At 62.4% G+C, this 15,229-nt stretch carries 11 protein-coding genes; 10 read left to right on the forward strand and 1 reads right to left on the reverse strand.

Annotated elements, in window-relative coordinates:
• Window position 1: 1 nt before the first annotated feature.
• The 10 genes from EG19_RS05065 to EG19_RS05110 all read left to right on the forward strand — a co-directional run bounded on the left by EG19_RS05065 (window position 2) and on the right by EG19_RS05110 (window position 13,893).
• Complete coding sequence (locus EG19_RS05065) at window positions 2-232, forward strand: oxidative damage protection protein (protein ID WP_038048213.1); 231 nt, start codon at window positions 2-4, stop codon at window positions 230-232.
• Window positions 229-1,602 (forward strand): glycerate kinase type-2 family protein, encoded by a 1,374-nt coding sequence (locus EG19_RS05070; protein WP_053334918.1) that lies wholly within the window; start codon window positions 229-231, stop codon window positions 1,600-1,602. Before EG19_RS05065 ends, EG19_RS05070 begins: the two co-directional genes overlap by 4 nt.
• On the forward strand, window positions 1,599-2,354 hold the full coding sequence (locus EG19_RS05075; protein ID WP_038048215.1) for a DUF3891 family protein: 756 nt from the start codon (window positions 1,599-1,601) through the stop codon (window positions 2,352-2,354). Before EG19_RS05070 ends, EG19_RS05075 begins: the two co-directional genes overlap by 4 nt.
• A gap of 120 nt (window positions 2,355-2,474) precedes the next feature.
• Window positions 2,475-3,515, forward strand: a complete 1,041-nt coding sequence (locus EG19_RS05080) for a LacI family DNA-binding transcriptional regulator (RefSeq protein ID WP_081799934.1) — start codon at window positions 2,475-2,477, stop codon at window positions 3,513-3,515.
• Between the two features lie 70 nt (window positions 3,516-3,585).
• A complete protein-coding gene (locus EG19_RS05085) occupies window positions 3,586-6,516 on the forward strand; it encodes a TonB-dependent receptor (protein ID WP_038048217.1) in 2,931 nt (976 codons plus the stop codon).
• Between the two features lie 46 nt (window positions 6,517-6,562).
• Entirely contained in the window at window positions 6,563-7,990 is a 1,428-nt protein-coding gene (locus EG19_RS05090; protein ID WP_053334920.1) for a glucoamylase family protein, read from the forward strand.
• A complete protein-coding gene (locus EG19_RS05095; RefSeq protein WP_038048219.1) occupies window positions 7,987-9,237 on the forward strand; it encodes an extracellular solute-binding protein in 1,251 nt (416 codons plus the stop codon). Before EG19_RS05090 ends, EG19_RS05095 begins: the two co-directional genes overlap by 4 nt.
• Window positions 9,234-10,109: a carbohydrate ABC transporter permease gene (locus EG19_RS05100; RefSeq protein WP_038048221.1), complete on the forward strand. Its 876-nt coding sequence runs from the start codon at window positions 9,234-9,236 to the stop codon at window positions 10,107-10,109. The genes EG19_RS05095 and EG19_RS05100 overlap by 4 nt, the downstream gene beginning before the upstream one ends.
• Entirely contained in the window at window positions 10,106-10,927 is an 822-nt protein-coding gene (locus EG19_RS05105) for a carbohydrate ABC transporter permease (RefSeq protein WP_053334921.1), read from the forward strand. Before EG19_RS05100 ends, EG19_RS05105 begins: the two co-directional genes overlap by 4 nt.
• On the forward strand, window positions 10,924-13,893 hold the full coding sequence (locus EG19_RS05110) for a discoidin domain-containing protein (RefSeq protein ID WP_038048223.1): 2,970 nt from the start codon (window positions 10,924-10,926) through the stop codon (window positions 13,891-13,893). The genes EG19_RS05105 and EG19_RS05110 overlap by 4 nt, the downstream gene beginning before the upstream one ends.
• Here EG19_RS05110 and EG19_RS05115 read toward each other — a convergent pair.
• Window positions 13,890-15,221 carry a GH1 family beta-glucosidase gene (locus tag EG19_RS05115; RefSeq protein ID WP_038048317.1) on the reverse strand — a complete coding sequence of 444 codons (1,332 nt, stop codon included), beginning with the start codon at window positions 15,219-15,221 and terminating at the stop codon, window positions 13,890-13,892. The genes EG19_RS05110 and EG19_RS05115 overlap by 4 nt on opposite strands.
• Window positions 15,222-15,229: the final 8 nt, after the last annotated feature.

Raw genomic sequence — 15,229 nt, forward strand, 5'->3', positions numbered from 1 at the left:
CGTGCCGATTACCTGTCGCCGTTGTGGAACCGTAAGTGAGCCCATGCCTGCCCCTCCCATGCCCGGGAGCCTGGGGGAAAAGGTGCAGCAATCGGTGTGTGGTCCATGCTGGCAGGAATGGCTGCGCATGCAGGTCATGATCATCAACGAGTACCGCTTGAGCTTGGCCGACCCGCAAACCCGCACCATCCTCACCCAGCACATGGAGGAGTTCCTCCACTTAAAGCCGTGACCCCTCTGGCCCAGCTTGCCCGCGAGGTTCTCGCCGTGGGTCTCGAGGCGGTTCACCCGCGTACCCTCATGCGGCAGTTGACCTTTACCCCCCGGGGCTTGGGTTTCGGGGAGCACGTGCTGGAACCCCCGGGGAAGCTTGCGGTGCTGGCGGTGGGCAAGGCAGGCGGCACCCTGGCGGAAGCCTTTCTCACCCACAGCTTGCGCCGCCCGGATGCTCTGTGGGTTTACGTGCCGCACCAGGCCCCGGTGCCCGCTTCGGTGGCGCCGCACGCAAAGTACGGAAGCCACCCCCGGGTCTCGCAAGAAAACCTGGCCAACGCCCGGGAAATAGCCGCTGCCGTTGCCGCCCTTACCGCCGAGGACGGCCTTTTGCTGTTGCTTTCCGGCGGTAGTTCCGCCCTGCTAATGGCGCCGCTTCCCGGCCTGGAAACCACCACAGTGGACACCTTGCTCTGGGAGCTCATGACCGCCGGCGCCACCATTGCCGAGCTCAACACCGTGCGCAAGCACCTGGGGATGCTCTTTGGGGGTCGGCTGGCCGCACTTTGCCCGGCTTCGCTTTTGGCCTTGGTGCTTTCCGACGTGCCCGGGGACGACCTGGCCATTGTGGGCTCAGGGCCCACGGTGCCGGACCCCACCACCGCTGCCCACGCTCTGGCCGTCCTGCGGCGCTTTGGCCTGGAGTCCCGTTTCCCCCAGGTGGTCCACACGCTGCAAAGCCCGGAAAGCGAAACCCCGAAGCCCGGGGACCCGCGCCTGAACGGCAAAGCCACCGCGCTTTTGGGTTCTAACCGGGAGGCGCTGGAGGCCATGGCCGCCACTTTGGCCAGCGAAGCCTTCCGGCCGCGGATCCTCACGCGCCGCTTGCGGGGGGAAGCGCGGGAAGTGGGCCGGGTGCTGGCGGCCTTGCTTGTGAACGCAGCTCCGGGAACGGCGATCCTGGCGGGGGGTGAAACCACCGTGCGCGTTTCAGGGGAAGGGCGCGGCGGGCGCAACCTGGAGCTGGCCCTAGCCGCCGCGGTGGGGCTTTCCGGCCACCGCCACCGGTGCCTGCTGGCCGCCGGCAGCGACGGTGTTGACGGCACCTCCCCGGCAGCCGGTGCGGTGGTGGACGGCTTTACCGTGGCCCGTGCCGCCAAGCGCGGTAAAAGCGCCCAAAAAGCGCTTGCCGAAAACAACAGCTGGGGATTTTTCGCCGATCTTCCCGAAGCCATCATCACCGGCCCCACCGGCACCAACGTGGCCGACCTGGTCGTTGGCCTGGTGGCCCCGCAGGCGCAACGTCCCCTTGCCCTGCGCACGCCCACCCGAGCGCCGCAACCCCAGCCGCCGTGGGGTTTGAAAAGCAGGGAGGAGCCCAGCGAATGATCGTGAGGTCCACTGCCGATGGTTTGGTTCTCGTGACCCAATCCGCCCACGCTCTCTTGGCCTTCCAGCTGGCGGAACACTGGGGTAACCGCATCACCCCACGCCCCTCCCCCCGGGCCGAGGTCCTGGCCGCGGCGCTGCTCCACGATGCGGGCTGGGACCACTGGGACCAGCACCCGCAATGGGATGAAGCCCAAGGACCGCAAGGGTTTGAAACGTGGCCTTCGGGGGAAGAGCGGGAGAAGCTCTGGCGAGAAAGCCTCGCCCACGCCGCCCAGCGGGGTCGCTACGTGGAGTACCTGGTGGGGCACCACGTGCTGCACCTGGCGGAAACCTACTCCCCAAACCAGCACCAAGAGTTTGTGCTCGAGCTTCGCCAGCACCTGCAACGGCTCCGGGAGCAACTGGTCCATGAGCCGCGTTTCCGGCAAATCCTGGCCACAGGCCAGGACGAGGTAAACCGCCACATCCTGCGGGTAGTGGACGCGCTGGCGATTTACCTTTTGCGCCCCCCAACGCGGTGGGAGATTCCCGAAGTGCCGCTCAAAGAGGGCCCGGCCTCCCTCCAGCTCATCCCCGCCGGCCCCAACCTCTTCCGCCTCCACCCCTGGCCGTTTGTGGGCTCGCGCCTCACGGTCCGCGTGGAGGGCTATTGTTTGCCCACCCAAGCCCCCGTTCCCAAAGACACCTGGCCCCAGCTCCCGAGGGTTACGTTGGCCTTTACGCTCGTGAGGCTTGGGAAATCCTCGTAGCGACCCCAATTTACGTATTTTCGGCCGATCTTCATAAGGACCTCCTGAGATTTTCAAAGGCCTTGACAACCCAAGGGGCAAGCACTAGATTGGGGATGAAAACGTTTTCATGGAGCCGCCGTGGCCCAACGCCCCAAAGCCCGCACCGGTCGCCCTCCTCAGCGCCGGGAGCCTACTATCCGGGATGTCGCTGCGCGTGCTGGCGTGTCACTTGCTACCGTCTCAAGGGTCCTGAACAACTCAGCTTTAGTGAGCGAAGAAAAGAAAAGACGGGTTCTCGCCGCGGTAGCCGCTTTGGGTTATACCCCTCACGAGGCCGCCCGCAGCTTAGTGCGACGGCGGACCAACACCGTGGCCTTCATCCTCCCGGAGGTGTCCGGCGATTTTTACTCCCAGCTGCTCAAAGGCGCCGAGCTTGCTGCCCGCGAGTTTGGGTTTCACCTCTTGGTTTCTGGGTTTCACGGCGAATCGGCAGAGGTGAGGAAAACCCTCCGTGCCACCCGCGGGCGGGTTGACGGCATCGTGCTCATGTGGCCGGAAGTGCACAGGGATGGACTCCTTTCGGCGATTCCTGAAGGCACCTCTGTGGTCCTTTTGGGGGGGGCCGAGGACCCGCACCACCCCTCGCTGGCTTTGGACAACGTGGCCGGAACGGAAGCCGCGGTGCGTCATCTGGTGAGCCTCGGCCACCGAGTCATCGGGCACCTTCAAGGACCCGAAACCAACCTCGATGCCCAGGCCCGGCGACACGCCTTCCTCTCGGTGATTCGCCAAACGCCAGGCGCGGTCGCCGTGGAACTCCCCGGCGATTTCACGGAAGGGCGCGGCTACGAAGCCGCGCCTCTTTTTTTGGCGCAAAAGCCCCGACCCACAGCCATTTTTGCCGCCAACGACGCCAGCGCCATTGGCTTGCTGCTGCGCTTAGCCGAGCTTGGCGTTGCCGTGCCCGAAGAAATCTCCCTGGTGGGCTTTGACGACATCCCCCTGGCCCGCCTGGTGAACCCGCCGCTCACCACGGTGGCAGCAGGAGCGGAGGAGTTGGGACGGAAGGCAGTGGAGCTGGTGGCGGCAAGCCCACCTCACCCCCAGCCCCAACGCGTGCTACTTCCCACCCGCTTGGTGGTGCGGCGCAGCACAGCGCCACCCAAGGAGCAACCGTGAGGTCCGTGGCCGACCATTTCCGAGCAGTTCCGCGGGAATCCCTAGGTCCCGCAAAGAAAGGAGGAGACGTATGAAACGCGCAACCCTAGCCCTTACGTTGGTGCTACCGCTGGTCCTTGCCGGTCCAGCGTTGGCCCAGGTCACCACCGCTTCCCTTGCCGGGAAGGTGAGCGACGAGCAGGGACTGCCCTTGCCCGGTGCTACGGTGGAGGCCAAGAACTTAGCCTCGGGCTTTACCTTCCGGGCCGTGACCAAGGAAAACGGCACGTTTCTCCTGGCCAATTTGCCCCCGGGGAAGTACGAGGTTACGGTCAGCTTGTCCGGCATGAAACCGGAAAGCCAAACCTTGGAGGTGCTCTTAGGTCAAACCGCCACCGCCAACTTCCGCCTCACCGTGGATCAGCTCTTTGTGGAGGAAGTTACGGTGGTGGGCAGCAAGATCATTGACATCAAAAGCCCGGAAATTGCCACCAACATCAGCCCCGACCAGCTGGTTTACCTGCCTCAACGAGAGCGTAACTTTATTAACTTTGCCGCCCTGGCACCGGGGGTGTACGTCGATCCCCGGGAGGACTCGTCCCGTTACTTCCGCGCCGGCGCTTCCTCCGCCAAACAGGTGAACGCGTTCATCGATGGGGTTTCCTACAAGAACGACATGATGGAAGGGGGCGCCTTCATGCAGGATGCCTCCAAGGGTAACCCATTCCCCCAAAATGCCGTGCAGGAGTTTCAAGTCCTCACCCAAAACTACAAAGCAGAATACGAGAAATCGGCATCAGCGGTGATCACCGCTATCACCAAATCGGGAGGCAATACCTTCAGCGGCGATGCCTTTTTCTACTATCAAGACAAGGACATGGTGACCTTGGACAAGCTTTCCAAAGAACGCGGGCTTTCCAAGCCGGATTACAAGCGGCAGTTGGGGGGCCTGAGTCTGGGCGGACCCATCACCAAGGATAAGCTCCACTTCTTTTTCGCTTATGAGCGAAACGATCAAGACCGCTTCAACCAGGTGTTCCACGGGCCGCTCTGGGACAGCCCCAACGTGCCCCCGGAGCTGAAGAACCGCTTGTCCCAGTACGCCACCGGAAACGTCAAAGCACCTTATGAATCCAACCTTTACTTTGGCAAGCTTTCCTGGCAGCCCAACCTTGGCTCCACCGTGGATGTTTCCTATTACAGCCGCGACGAAGACGAACGGCGGGGCTTTGGCGGACAAAGGGTGGAGGAGGGCGCTGAGCGCTTCCGCATTACCAGCGACTCGTTAGTTACGAAGTGGTCGGCGGTGGTGGGGAGCCAAAGCTTCAACGAGCTCACCGGCACCTGGCAGGAACTGCGGTGGTTCCCCTCGGCCTTTGGCTCCACCCCTCGGCAAAACTACATTGGCCTTCTGGACGTCGGCAGCAAGGACGCCTCCCAGGACTTCAAGCAAACCCGCTATACCCTGCGCGAGGACTTCACCACGTACTTCTCCTACCGTGGGGAGCACACCGCCAAGGCCGGCGTTTCGGCCAACTTCATGGACTACACGATCATCAAGACCCTGTTCCCCAACGGCTACTACGAGTACCGAGAAGCCGAGCACTGGCAGTACCCGGTCTTGGCCCGCCTGGGCTTTGGGGACCCCAAGTTGGCCTTTAGCAACAACCAGTACGGCGTGTACCTGCAAGACGATTGGCGCATGAGCCCGACGTTTACGCTGTCGCTGGGTCTGCGCTGGGACTACGAGACCAACATGCTCAACAACAAGTGGAAGACCCCCAGCGGCCTGCTCTCCGCCATGCAAAACGCTTGCCGCACGTACTCCCAGCCCGTAGGTGGGAAAACCACCTGGTGCTTGAACGAAATTCTCGACTTTAACCGCTTCACCACTGACGGCACCAAACGGGACTCGTACAAAGGCATGATTCAGCCGCGGCTTGGTTTTTCCTGGGATGCTTCCGGTCACGGCACCACTGTTGTTTTTGGCGGGTGGGGCAAATACTACGATCGCGTGGCGCTCAACGACATCTTTGACGAAAAGTACCGCCACAGCTACAAGATCTACACCTTCTGCTTTGTGGAAGGGGCGTGCTCCAACCCAATTCCCTGGCGGCCCGAGTACGCCACACCCGAAGGCCTTGCCGGAATCATCAGCTCGGGCCAAGCTCCGGGTCCGGAGGTGTTCTTAGTGGCCAACGATATGAAACCGCCCCGCAGTGATCAGTGGACCCTGGGCTTGCGCCAGCAGCTGGGCTCCTGGCTGGTAGGGGCCTCCTACGCCGGGATCCGCACCTACAACCTCATGGCTTGGATCTTCGCCGACCTGCCGCCGGGCACCACCTTTAACGACCGCTGGAGCGGACAAATCCCCATTCCGGGCTACGCCCGCGCCTTCAAGACCACCACGGCTCGCAAGAGCAAGTACGATGCCCTCTACCTGACTCTCGACAAGCCCTACACTGCCGACTCCCGTTGGGGTGCCAACGTTGCGTACACCTACGGCAAAGCCAAGGCCTTTGGCCCCGGCACAGATGGGGTCATCTTTGCCCTCGATTACGTAGCCCCTCAGGATTTCGACTGGCATCCGGCAGACTTCGACGAGCGCCACCGCTTGGTGGCTAGCGGTACTGTGGGCTTACCTTGGGGTTTCCGTCTTTCCAGCATCCTCACCTTGGGCTCCGGTACGCCGTTCACGATTTACGATGCTTCCGCCGGGTGGAACAACTTCAAGGTTCGCTTTGGCGATGGCCGGTTTGAAAAGCGCAGCTTCTTGGGCATCAAGGAGTGGGTCTACCGCTCGCTGGATTTGCGGCTGGACTGGGAGAGCCCCAGCGTGGGTGGGGTGAGGTTCGGCGTTTCCGGGGAAGCCTTTAACGTCTTCAACTACGTGAACGAGGGGTGCCCCGGTTGGGGTACCGGCTTCATCCCGCCGGCCGGGGAAAGCAACCCGTCCTTCGGCAAGGGCGAGTGCCAGTTCAACCCGCGGCGCTATCAGGTTGGTGTGCGGGTAAGCTTCTAGGAGAAGGAGGGGAGGGCCCGCCCGGGCCCTCCCCTATCCTTGAACCATGGGGATCCTGCGGCGGCAAGCCCTTTGCCTTTTGCTCTTGGCCTCCTGTGCGGTACCCACCGATCCGTCCGACCGAGGGATACATCGGCGCTTGCAGCCGGTGCAGCTTTCCCCGCTTTTAGCAGAAGTCCAGAGGCGGGCCTTCCTTTACTTTTGGGAAACTGCGGATCCCACCACCGGCCTGGTTCCCGATCGCTGGCCCACCCCTTCCTTTGCCAGCATTGCTGCCGTAGGATTTGCCCTGACCTGCTACCCCATAGGGGTGGAACGGGGCTGGATCACCCGTGACCAAGCCCGGGATCGCACCTTAACCACCCTGCGTTTCTTTGCCCATGGACCGCAAGGCCCTGAAAGCTCCGGGACCATTGGCTACAAGGGCTTTTTCTACCACTTCTTGGACATGAAAAGCGGCACCCGCTTTGGCACCGTGGAGCTTTCTTCGGTGGACACGGCGCTTTTGCTCATGGGCGTTCGCTTTGCTGCCCGCTACTTCCGAGAGGACACCCCGGAAGAAGCGGAAATCCGCACGCTGGCGGAGCAACTCACCAACGCCACCGATTGGCGTTGGATGCAACCACGGCCCCCTCGCATTGCCATGGGGTGGAAACCGGAAACCGGTTTTTTATCTGCCGATTGGTGGGGGTACAACGAAGCCATGGTGGTGTACCTTTTGGCCTTGGGGTCCCCCACCTATTCAGTAGCCCCCGAGGCCTGGCAAGCGTGGACCAGCTCCTACCGGTGGGGTAGCTTCTACGGTTTTGAGCACGTGGGTTTTGCCCCGCTGTTTGGTCACCAGTACTCCCATTTGTGGGTGGATTTCCGTGGGATTTACGACGGCTTCATGCGCGAAAAAGGCATTGATTACTTTGAAAACTCCCGCCGGGCGGTGCTTGCGCAAAGGGCCTACGCCCAAGCCAACCCCGAAGGCTTTCAAGATTACAGCAAGAACATTTGGGGCCTTTCCGCCTGCGATGGCCCCGCAGATGTCACGATGGAGGTGAACGGTCGGCAAGTGCGGTTTTACACCTACGCCGCCCGGGGGGCCTCCCACACCGAAGTGCGGGATGACGGAACGCTTTGCCCCACGGCGGTGGTGAGCTCCCTGCCCTTTGCCCCGGAAGTGGTGGTGCCCGCTACCGAAGCGTTGTACCGGCGCTACCGGCCCTGGCTTTGGGGAGCTTACGGTTTTCTGGACGCTTTTAACCCTACCTTCCGGTTTACCCAGGTGCCCGTGCGCCACGGGCGGGTGGTCCCGGACGTGGGGTGGTTCGACACCGATTACCTGGGCATTGACCAGGGGCCCATGGTGATCATGATTGAAAACTACCGCTCGGAGCTGGTCTGGCGGCTCATGCGCGGCGATCCGGTTTTGCGGGAAGGGCTGAAAAAAGCCGGATTTACCGGCGGCTGGCTGGACGCACCATGAGATCGGCGTGGCTGGCAGTGGCCCTTTTGGCGGCCGCCTGCACCGGGAAAGAGGACCCGTCGGTGTTGACCTTTTGGGCCCTGGGCAGGGAAGGGGAAGCTGTCGGCCCAATCCTGCAGGAATTTGAAAGGGAAAACCCCGGCGTCCGCGTGCGGCTGCAGCAAATCCCCTTTACCGCCGCCCATGAAAAGCTGCTCACCGCCATCGTGGGGCGCAGCACCCCCGATGTGGCGCAGGTGGGCAACACCTGGATTCCTGAGCTGGCCGCCCTCAAGGTGCTGGAGCCTTTGGATCCGTGGCTTCCCCGCTTTCCGGTTTTGAGTTCAAAAAACTTCTTCCCGGGCATTTGGGAAACCAACGTGGTAGAGGGGGTGGTGTGGGGCATCCCCTGGTACGTGGACACCCGGGTGTTGTTTTACCGCCAGGACCTCCTGGCCGCTGCTGGCTTTATCGCCCCACCCAAGACCTGGGAGAGCTGGCGTAAGGCCATGCGGGCTTTGAAGCAAAAGGGCCTCTGCCCCTTTGCCATTTACCTGCCCACCGACGAGTGGGCGCAGCTGGTGATCCTGGCCATGCAGCAGGGTGCCACCCTGGTGAGCCCGAAGGCTGAGCCCAAGTTTTCCGAAGCGAGCTTCACCCAAGCCTTGGAGTTTTACCTGGGCCTCTTCCACGAAGGCCTGGCCCCGGTGTTGGGCAACGCCCAGGTGGGCAACTACTACCAGCGCTTTGCCGACGGGTGGTATGCCATGTACATCACCGGTCCTTGGAACCTGGGAGAGTTCCGCCGCCGCATGCCACCTTCGGTGTCCTGGAGCACGGCCCCCCTGCCGGCACCGCAGGAAAACGCTTACCCCGGCGTTTCCCTGGCCGGTGGCTCCTCGCTGGTGGTTTTCCGGCGCTCTTCCAAAAAAGAGCTGGCGGTGCGGCTTTTGGCGTATTTGAGCCAGCCGCCGGTGCAGAGGCGTTTTTTCCAGGAAACCGGAGACCTGCCTTCGCAGCTTGCCGCCTGGGAGTACCCCGAGCTGCACCAGGATCCCCAGGCCCAAGCCTTCTGGCAGCAGCTCCACCGCGTTCGCCCGCTGCCGCTTTTGCCGGAATCCGAGCGCTTAATGCAGAGGCTCTGGGAAGTGGTGGAAAGCGGCATCCGCGGCCAAGCTTCGGCACAGCAAGTGGCTCAGCAGATGGATCAGGAGGCTTCCTGGATGCTGGAAAAGCGCCGATGGCTTTTAGCGCGGAGAAAACCATGAAAGAGCACCAAGCTGGTTGGTTGTTTGTGGCCCCAGCCTTGCTGCTTGTTGGCCTTTTCTTTGTGCTGCCGGTGGTGGTGGGCTTGGCCCTTTCGCTTACGGACTTTGACATCTACGGCATTGGTGACCTAACCACCGTGCGCTTTGTGGCCTTTGCCAACTACTCCCAGCTGGCGGGTAACCCGCTTTTTTGGCAAGCCTTGAAAAACACTGCCGTTTTTGTTTTGCTCGGAGGAATCCTGTCCATCCTCTTGGCGTTGGCTTCTGCTCTGGCTTTGGCCAGCCGCCTTACCGTATGGCCCAGTTTCTTTCGCACGGTTTACTTTGCCCCGGTGGTAATGACCCTGGTGGCGGCAGCGGTGGTGTTCCGCTATCTGTACCACCCGGACTTTGGCTTGCTCAACCGGGTGTTGGGCCTTTTTGGGGTAAGCCCGGTGTTTTGGTTGGGGGATCCCCGCTACGCGCTTTTGGCCATCATCCTTTTAGCCACCTGGAAAAACTTTGGGGCCAACATGGTGGTGTTATTGGCGGGTTTGGGTACGATCCCGGAAAGTCTTTACGAAGCTGCCAAGCTGGACGGTGCTTCAGCGGTTCGCATCTTTTGGCACGTGACCTTGCCGGGGTTGCGTCCCACCCTGCTTTTCGTTTCGCTTACCACCGTCATTGGCTACTTCCAGCTCTTTGCCGAGCCCTACGTCATGACCGGCGGAGGTGGGCCCAACAACGCCACGCTTTCCCTGGTTTTGCACATGTACAAAGAGGGCTTCCGCTGGTGGAACTTGGGTTACGCCGCGGCGGTGGCGGTGGTGCTGACCCTCATCATTGCCGCGGCCAGCACGGTGCTGTGGCTGGTGCAGAGGAAAAAGGCATGAGAAACCTGATCCCTCGCGTCGCGCTGCACGTTTTCCTGGTTCTTTTGGCCCTGGCTATCCTCACCCCGCTGGTTTGGATGGTTTTGGTCTCGCTCATGGAAACCGGCGAATCACAAAGGGAGCCCCCGCCGCTTTTGCCGCAAAAACCCTCCCTGCAGCAGTACCACCAGCTTGGAAAGCGACTGCAGCTTACCCGCGCCTTTGGCAACTCGCTGGTGGTGGCCACCGGGGCCACGGTGGGGGCAGTTTTGGTCAACGCCCTGGCGGGTTACGCCTTTGCACGCTTGCGTTTTCGCGGGCGGGACAAGCTCTTTGCCGGCTTGCTCCTGTTGTTGCTGGTCCCGGGACAGGTGGCCATGGTGCCGCTGTTCCTCCTTCTGCGGGGGCTGGGGTTGACCAACACGCTCTTGGGTGTGGTGGTGCCCGGTTTAGCTTCGGTGTTTGGGATTTTCCTGGTCCGGCAGTACACCCTTTCCCTGCCCCAGGAGCTCCTGGATGCTGCCCGGCTGGATGGCGCTTCGGAAGCCCGGATTTTCACCAGCGTGGCCTTACCGCTCATGCGCCCCATCCTGGTGACTCTGGCGGCTTTCACCTTCATCGGCACCTGGAACGACTTCCTCTGGCCTTTAGTGGTGCTGAGCGACGATGAGCTTTACACCTTACCGGTGGCGCTGGCCACGCTTTCCGGGGAGCACACCCAGGACACCGAGCTGATGATGGCCGGGGCCGTGCTCACCATGGCGCCGGTGCTGGTGCTGTTCGCTTTCCTGCAACGCTACTACGTGCGGGGGTTGACTATGGGAGGCTTGAAGGAATGACCCTGGGCCTAGCGTTGGCAATGGTCCTCCATAACTTTCTGCCCACCCTGTGGCAGCCGGTGGCATCTGACGGGGTCATTTCTCAGCTCAGTCAAACCGCCACCTGTCCGGTGGTTTTACGTTACGACTTCAAGGGCTTTGGCGGTTGGGTGGGGGTCAAACAGGATGCCGATCTCCAGCTGCCAGACAACTTTGTCCTCAGGCTGCGGCTTTCCGGGGAAGGCTTGCCCAACCGCTTGGAAGTGAAGCTGGTTTCCGGGGCCAACGTGTTTTGGCACGTGACCCCGGACTACCAGCCTAGCCCTGCCGGGGTGGAGCTTTCCCTCCACCGCCGGGACTTTTCCTTTGCCTGGGGCCCCCGGCCTGACGCCGCCCTCAAACACCTCTCGGGGTTGGAGGTGGTGCTGTCCGCCCAGCAAGGAGGTGCCGGAAGGCTTTGCCTGGAGCGTGCTGAGCTGGCCCCTTTGCCCCCGGAGCCCACCCCGATCCCGCCCAGCGTGGCCGCCAGCTCGCAGGTAGCGGATCACCCTCCCCAGCTGGTTTTGGACGGGGACGCCAAAACCTACTGGCAGCCGCAACGAGCTGACGAGCAGATGCTGGAGTTTCACAGCCACCCCCAGCCGGTGGCCGGGGTCACGGTGCTCTGGCGTGGCCCGGAGCGCCCGCAATGGCTAATGGTGGAGGTACAAAAAGGAGGGGAATGGCAGACCCTGGCGCAAGGAGCTCCCGGGGTGGGGCCAGTGACCACCTGGTTTTGGCCTGCCCAAGAGCTTTCCCACCTGCGGCTGGTTTTCAAGGGGAAGCAACCCCTGCATGTGGCCGAGGTCATGTGGGAAGGGGCAAGCTTTGGTCCGGTGGCCGCGGCTCAGCGCTTAGCAGGCTTTTCCCAGCGGGGGCTTTTGCCACGGGGCTTTTTGCAGGAACAGGTTTACTTCACAGCTTTTGGTCTGCCTTCAGGCCCGGTGGGGCTTTTTTCCGAGGATGGGGCTGTGGAGCTGGGAAACACCGGCATCACCCTGGAGCCCATGGTTGAGGTGAACGACCGCCTGGTGACTTGGGCGGACGTAACCACCACCCGCAGCTTGGCCAAAGGCTTTTTGCCTTTGCCCACCCTCACCTGGAGCCACCCTTCCTTCACCCTGGAGCTTTCCCCGCGGTACCTGAACGGGGGCCTTTTGGAAATTAAAGCTCGGCTTCACGCCCGGCAGCCCCTTTCCGGGCGTTTTTTTTGGCTGCTGCGCCCCTGGCGGGTGACACCCCCTTGGCATAGCTTGAACCTGCCCCGCCTGGTGGGTTCCGTGACCAGGCTGGAAAAGCAGGGAAACGCAGTGACCGTGAACCAGAGCTGGAAGGTGCGGCCAGCCGACGGGGGCTTTTCTTTTCACGGGGTGCCGTTTGCCACCGGGGAAATTGCGAGGTACCTCGAAAACCACAGGTTGCCACCACAAGGCCCGGTGGATGATCCGCACGGACTTGCTTCCGGCGCTTTGGTTTTTGCGCTGGATTTGCAAGCAGGGCAATCCCGAAGCTTCGATGTGGCCGTGGAGCTCGTGCCACAGACAACGGCCGCTGTCACCTCCAACCCCGAAGAGCTTTGGTCTTCCCAGCTCGCCGGCTTCGACCTGCGGTTACCCCAGACCGCCGGGGCGTTACCGGCGCTGGTAAAAACGAACGTGGCCTACATCCACCTCCTGCGCCAGGGGCCAGCGCTCATGCCCGGCCCCCGCAGCTACGCCCGGGTGTGGATCCGGGATGCGGCGCTCATGGGCTGGGTTTTGCTGCGCTTGGGCTATTTCCAGGAAGTGGAGGAGTTCCTGCGCTTTTTCATCCCCCTGCAGTTTCCCAACGGCAAGGTACCTTGCTGCTGGGACAGCCGGGGAGCGGATCCAGTGGCGGAGCACGACTCCTTTGGGGAGCTGGTCTTTCTCGTGGCGGAGTTCACCCGCTTTTCCGGACGGAAAGAGCTCGCGCAAACCTTTTGGCCACAGCTGGTGAAAGCAGCGGACTACGCCAACAGCCTGCGCCAGCAAAACCGCACGCAAGCGTTCGCCTTGCTGGAAAAGGCCCGTTTTTTTGGGCTTCTCCCTCCTTCCATCAGCCACGAAGGCTACGCCGCCAACCCGGTTCACTCCTACTGGGATGACTTTTGGGCGCTGCGGGGCTTTCAGGACATGGCCTTCCTGGCCCAGCTTTTGGGCCAGAGTGCCGAGGCCCCGCGCTGGCACGCTGTAAGCCAGGAGTTTGCCCAGGAGCTGGTGCGCTCGCTGGCCCGGGTGGTGGCCGAAGAAAAGCTCGCCTACCTGCCGGCCAGCGCCGATCTGGCGGATTTTGACCCCGCGTCGTCCGCCATTGCTTTGTCGCCTTTGGAACTCACGGAGCTCCTGAGCTCCCTGCCGTTGCGGGAAACCTTTGAGCGCTACTTAAAGGAAGCGCAAGGCCCCCGCACCTACACCCCTTACGAGGCGCGCATTGCAAGCGCCCTGGTTCGCCTGGGCATGCGGGAACAGGCGGCAGCGCTGCTACAAAAGATCGCCGCAGATACCCGCCCTGCCGGCTGGAACGGCTTTCCCGAGGTCGTCACCGAAAACCCCCGGGAGCCCCGGTTTGTGGGGGACATGCCCCACGGCTGGGTAGGGGCCGAGTTCGTGCGGGCCGTTTTGGACCTTCTGGCGTTTTCCCAGGGAGACCAGCTGGTGGTGGCTGCCGGAGTCCCTCAGCCATGGCTCGCCGAAAGTTCGGAAGTTCGGCTGGAGGGCCTCCGCACTCCCTGGGGAAGCTTTGGCCTCCGGGCCCGGGGGGCAGCGGATCGGGTGGTGTTTTGGCTGAAGGGGGATAACCCACCAAAAGGGGTTTGGCTGGCCTGGCCCTTCACCCGTCGAGCCACGGTAAATGGCTTACCGGCAGACGTGCAACCGCAAGGGGTTTTCCTTGCCTCCTTACCGGCGGAGGTGGTGCTGTGGCGTTAGCCGGTCAAGTTCGCCCCGCGGCTGGCAAGGACGTCCCGGTAAAACCAGCCGGAATCCTTCACCGTTCGCTTTTGCGTGGCAAAATCCACAAAAACCAAGCCAAAACGCTTGGAAAAGCCAAAGCTCCACTCGAAGTTGTCCAGAAAAGACCACACGAAGTAGCCCTTGAGGTTTACCCCCTGGGCCAGAAGCCCAGCCACCACCTGCAAGTGCTCCCGGAGGTAGGCCACCCGCTGCGGATCTCGCACCCGCCCTTGCTGCGGTTCGGGATCCGGGAAGGCCGCGCCGTTTTCGGTGATGTAAAGGGGAAGGGCCCCGTAGCGTTCCTGCACCCACAGCACCGCTTCCGCCAAACCCTGGGGGTACACCTCCCAGCCCATGGCGGTGCTGCGCTCCGGGGGTGGCGAAAGGCGACGCACAAAGGGTGGGGGAGCGCCGGGGTCATGGCCAACCACCCCCCGGGTGTAGTAGTTGATGCCCACAAAATCCGGCTTGCCCTGGCTCAAAGGGGAAGCGTCCAGTTCCTCCCAAAACGGACCCCAAGCTTCCTCCGCTTGGGGTGGATAGCGGCCAAAAAACAGCGGGTCCAAAAACCACTGGTTTTGGTAGGCGTGGGCCCGCTCCTGGGCCTGGCGGTCGGCTTCCGAAGCAGCCGCCTTGGGTTCCAGGTTCACCACCAAACCCACTTGCCCCACACCCAGCGCCCGGCCCTGCTGCACTGCCAGGCTATGACCCAAAAGCAAGTGGTGGGCCACCCACAGTGCCAGCTTAGGATCTCGCAAACCTGGAGGATGAACCCCGTGGACGTAACCGGCGTCCATCACCACCCACGGTTCGTTAATGGTGGCCCAAAGGGAAACCCGATCCTGCAAAGCTCGAAACACCACCGCAGAGTAGTCGGCAAAGTACTTCGCGGTGTCGGGGTTCGCCCATCCCCCGCGCTCGGCCAGAGCTTGCGGCAAGTCCCAGTGGAACAGGGTCACCATGGGCCCGATGCCGGCTTTGAGGAGCGCGTCCACCAACCGCTGGTAAAAATCCAGGCCCCTGGGGTTGACCGCGCCAACGCCTTCAGGCAAAACCCGGCTCCAGGCCACGGAAAAGCGGTACGCTTCAACCCCCAACTGCGCCATGAGCGCCACGTCTTCCCGGTACCGGCGGTAGTGATCACAGGCCACCTCGCCGGTGTGCCCTTCAAAAATGCGCCCTGGCTGCTGGCACCAAACGTGCCAGTTGCTGGGACCGGCACCGTCGGCCAAAGGGGAACCCTCGATTTGGTAAGCCGACGTGGCAACCCCGAGCAGGAAATCCTTGGGAAAACCTTGACCCATGAGCCAAG

It is taken from the genome of Thermoanaerobaculum aquaticum, from assembly GCF_000687145.1.
Classification (GTDB): Bacteria; Acidobacteriota; Thermoanaerobaculia; order Thermoanaerobaculales; family Thermoanaerobaculaceae; genus Thermoanaerobaculum; species Thermoanaerobaculum aquaticum.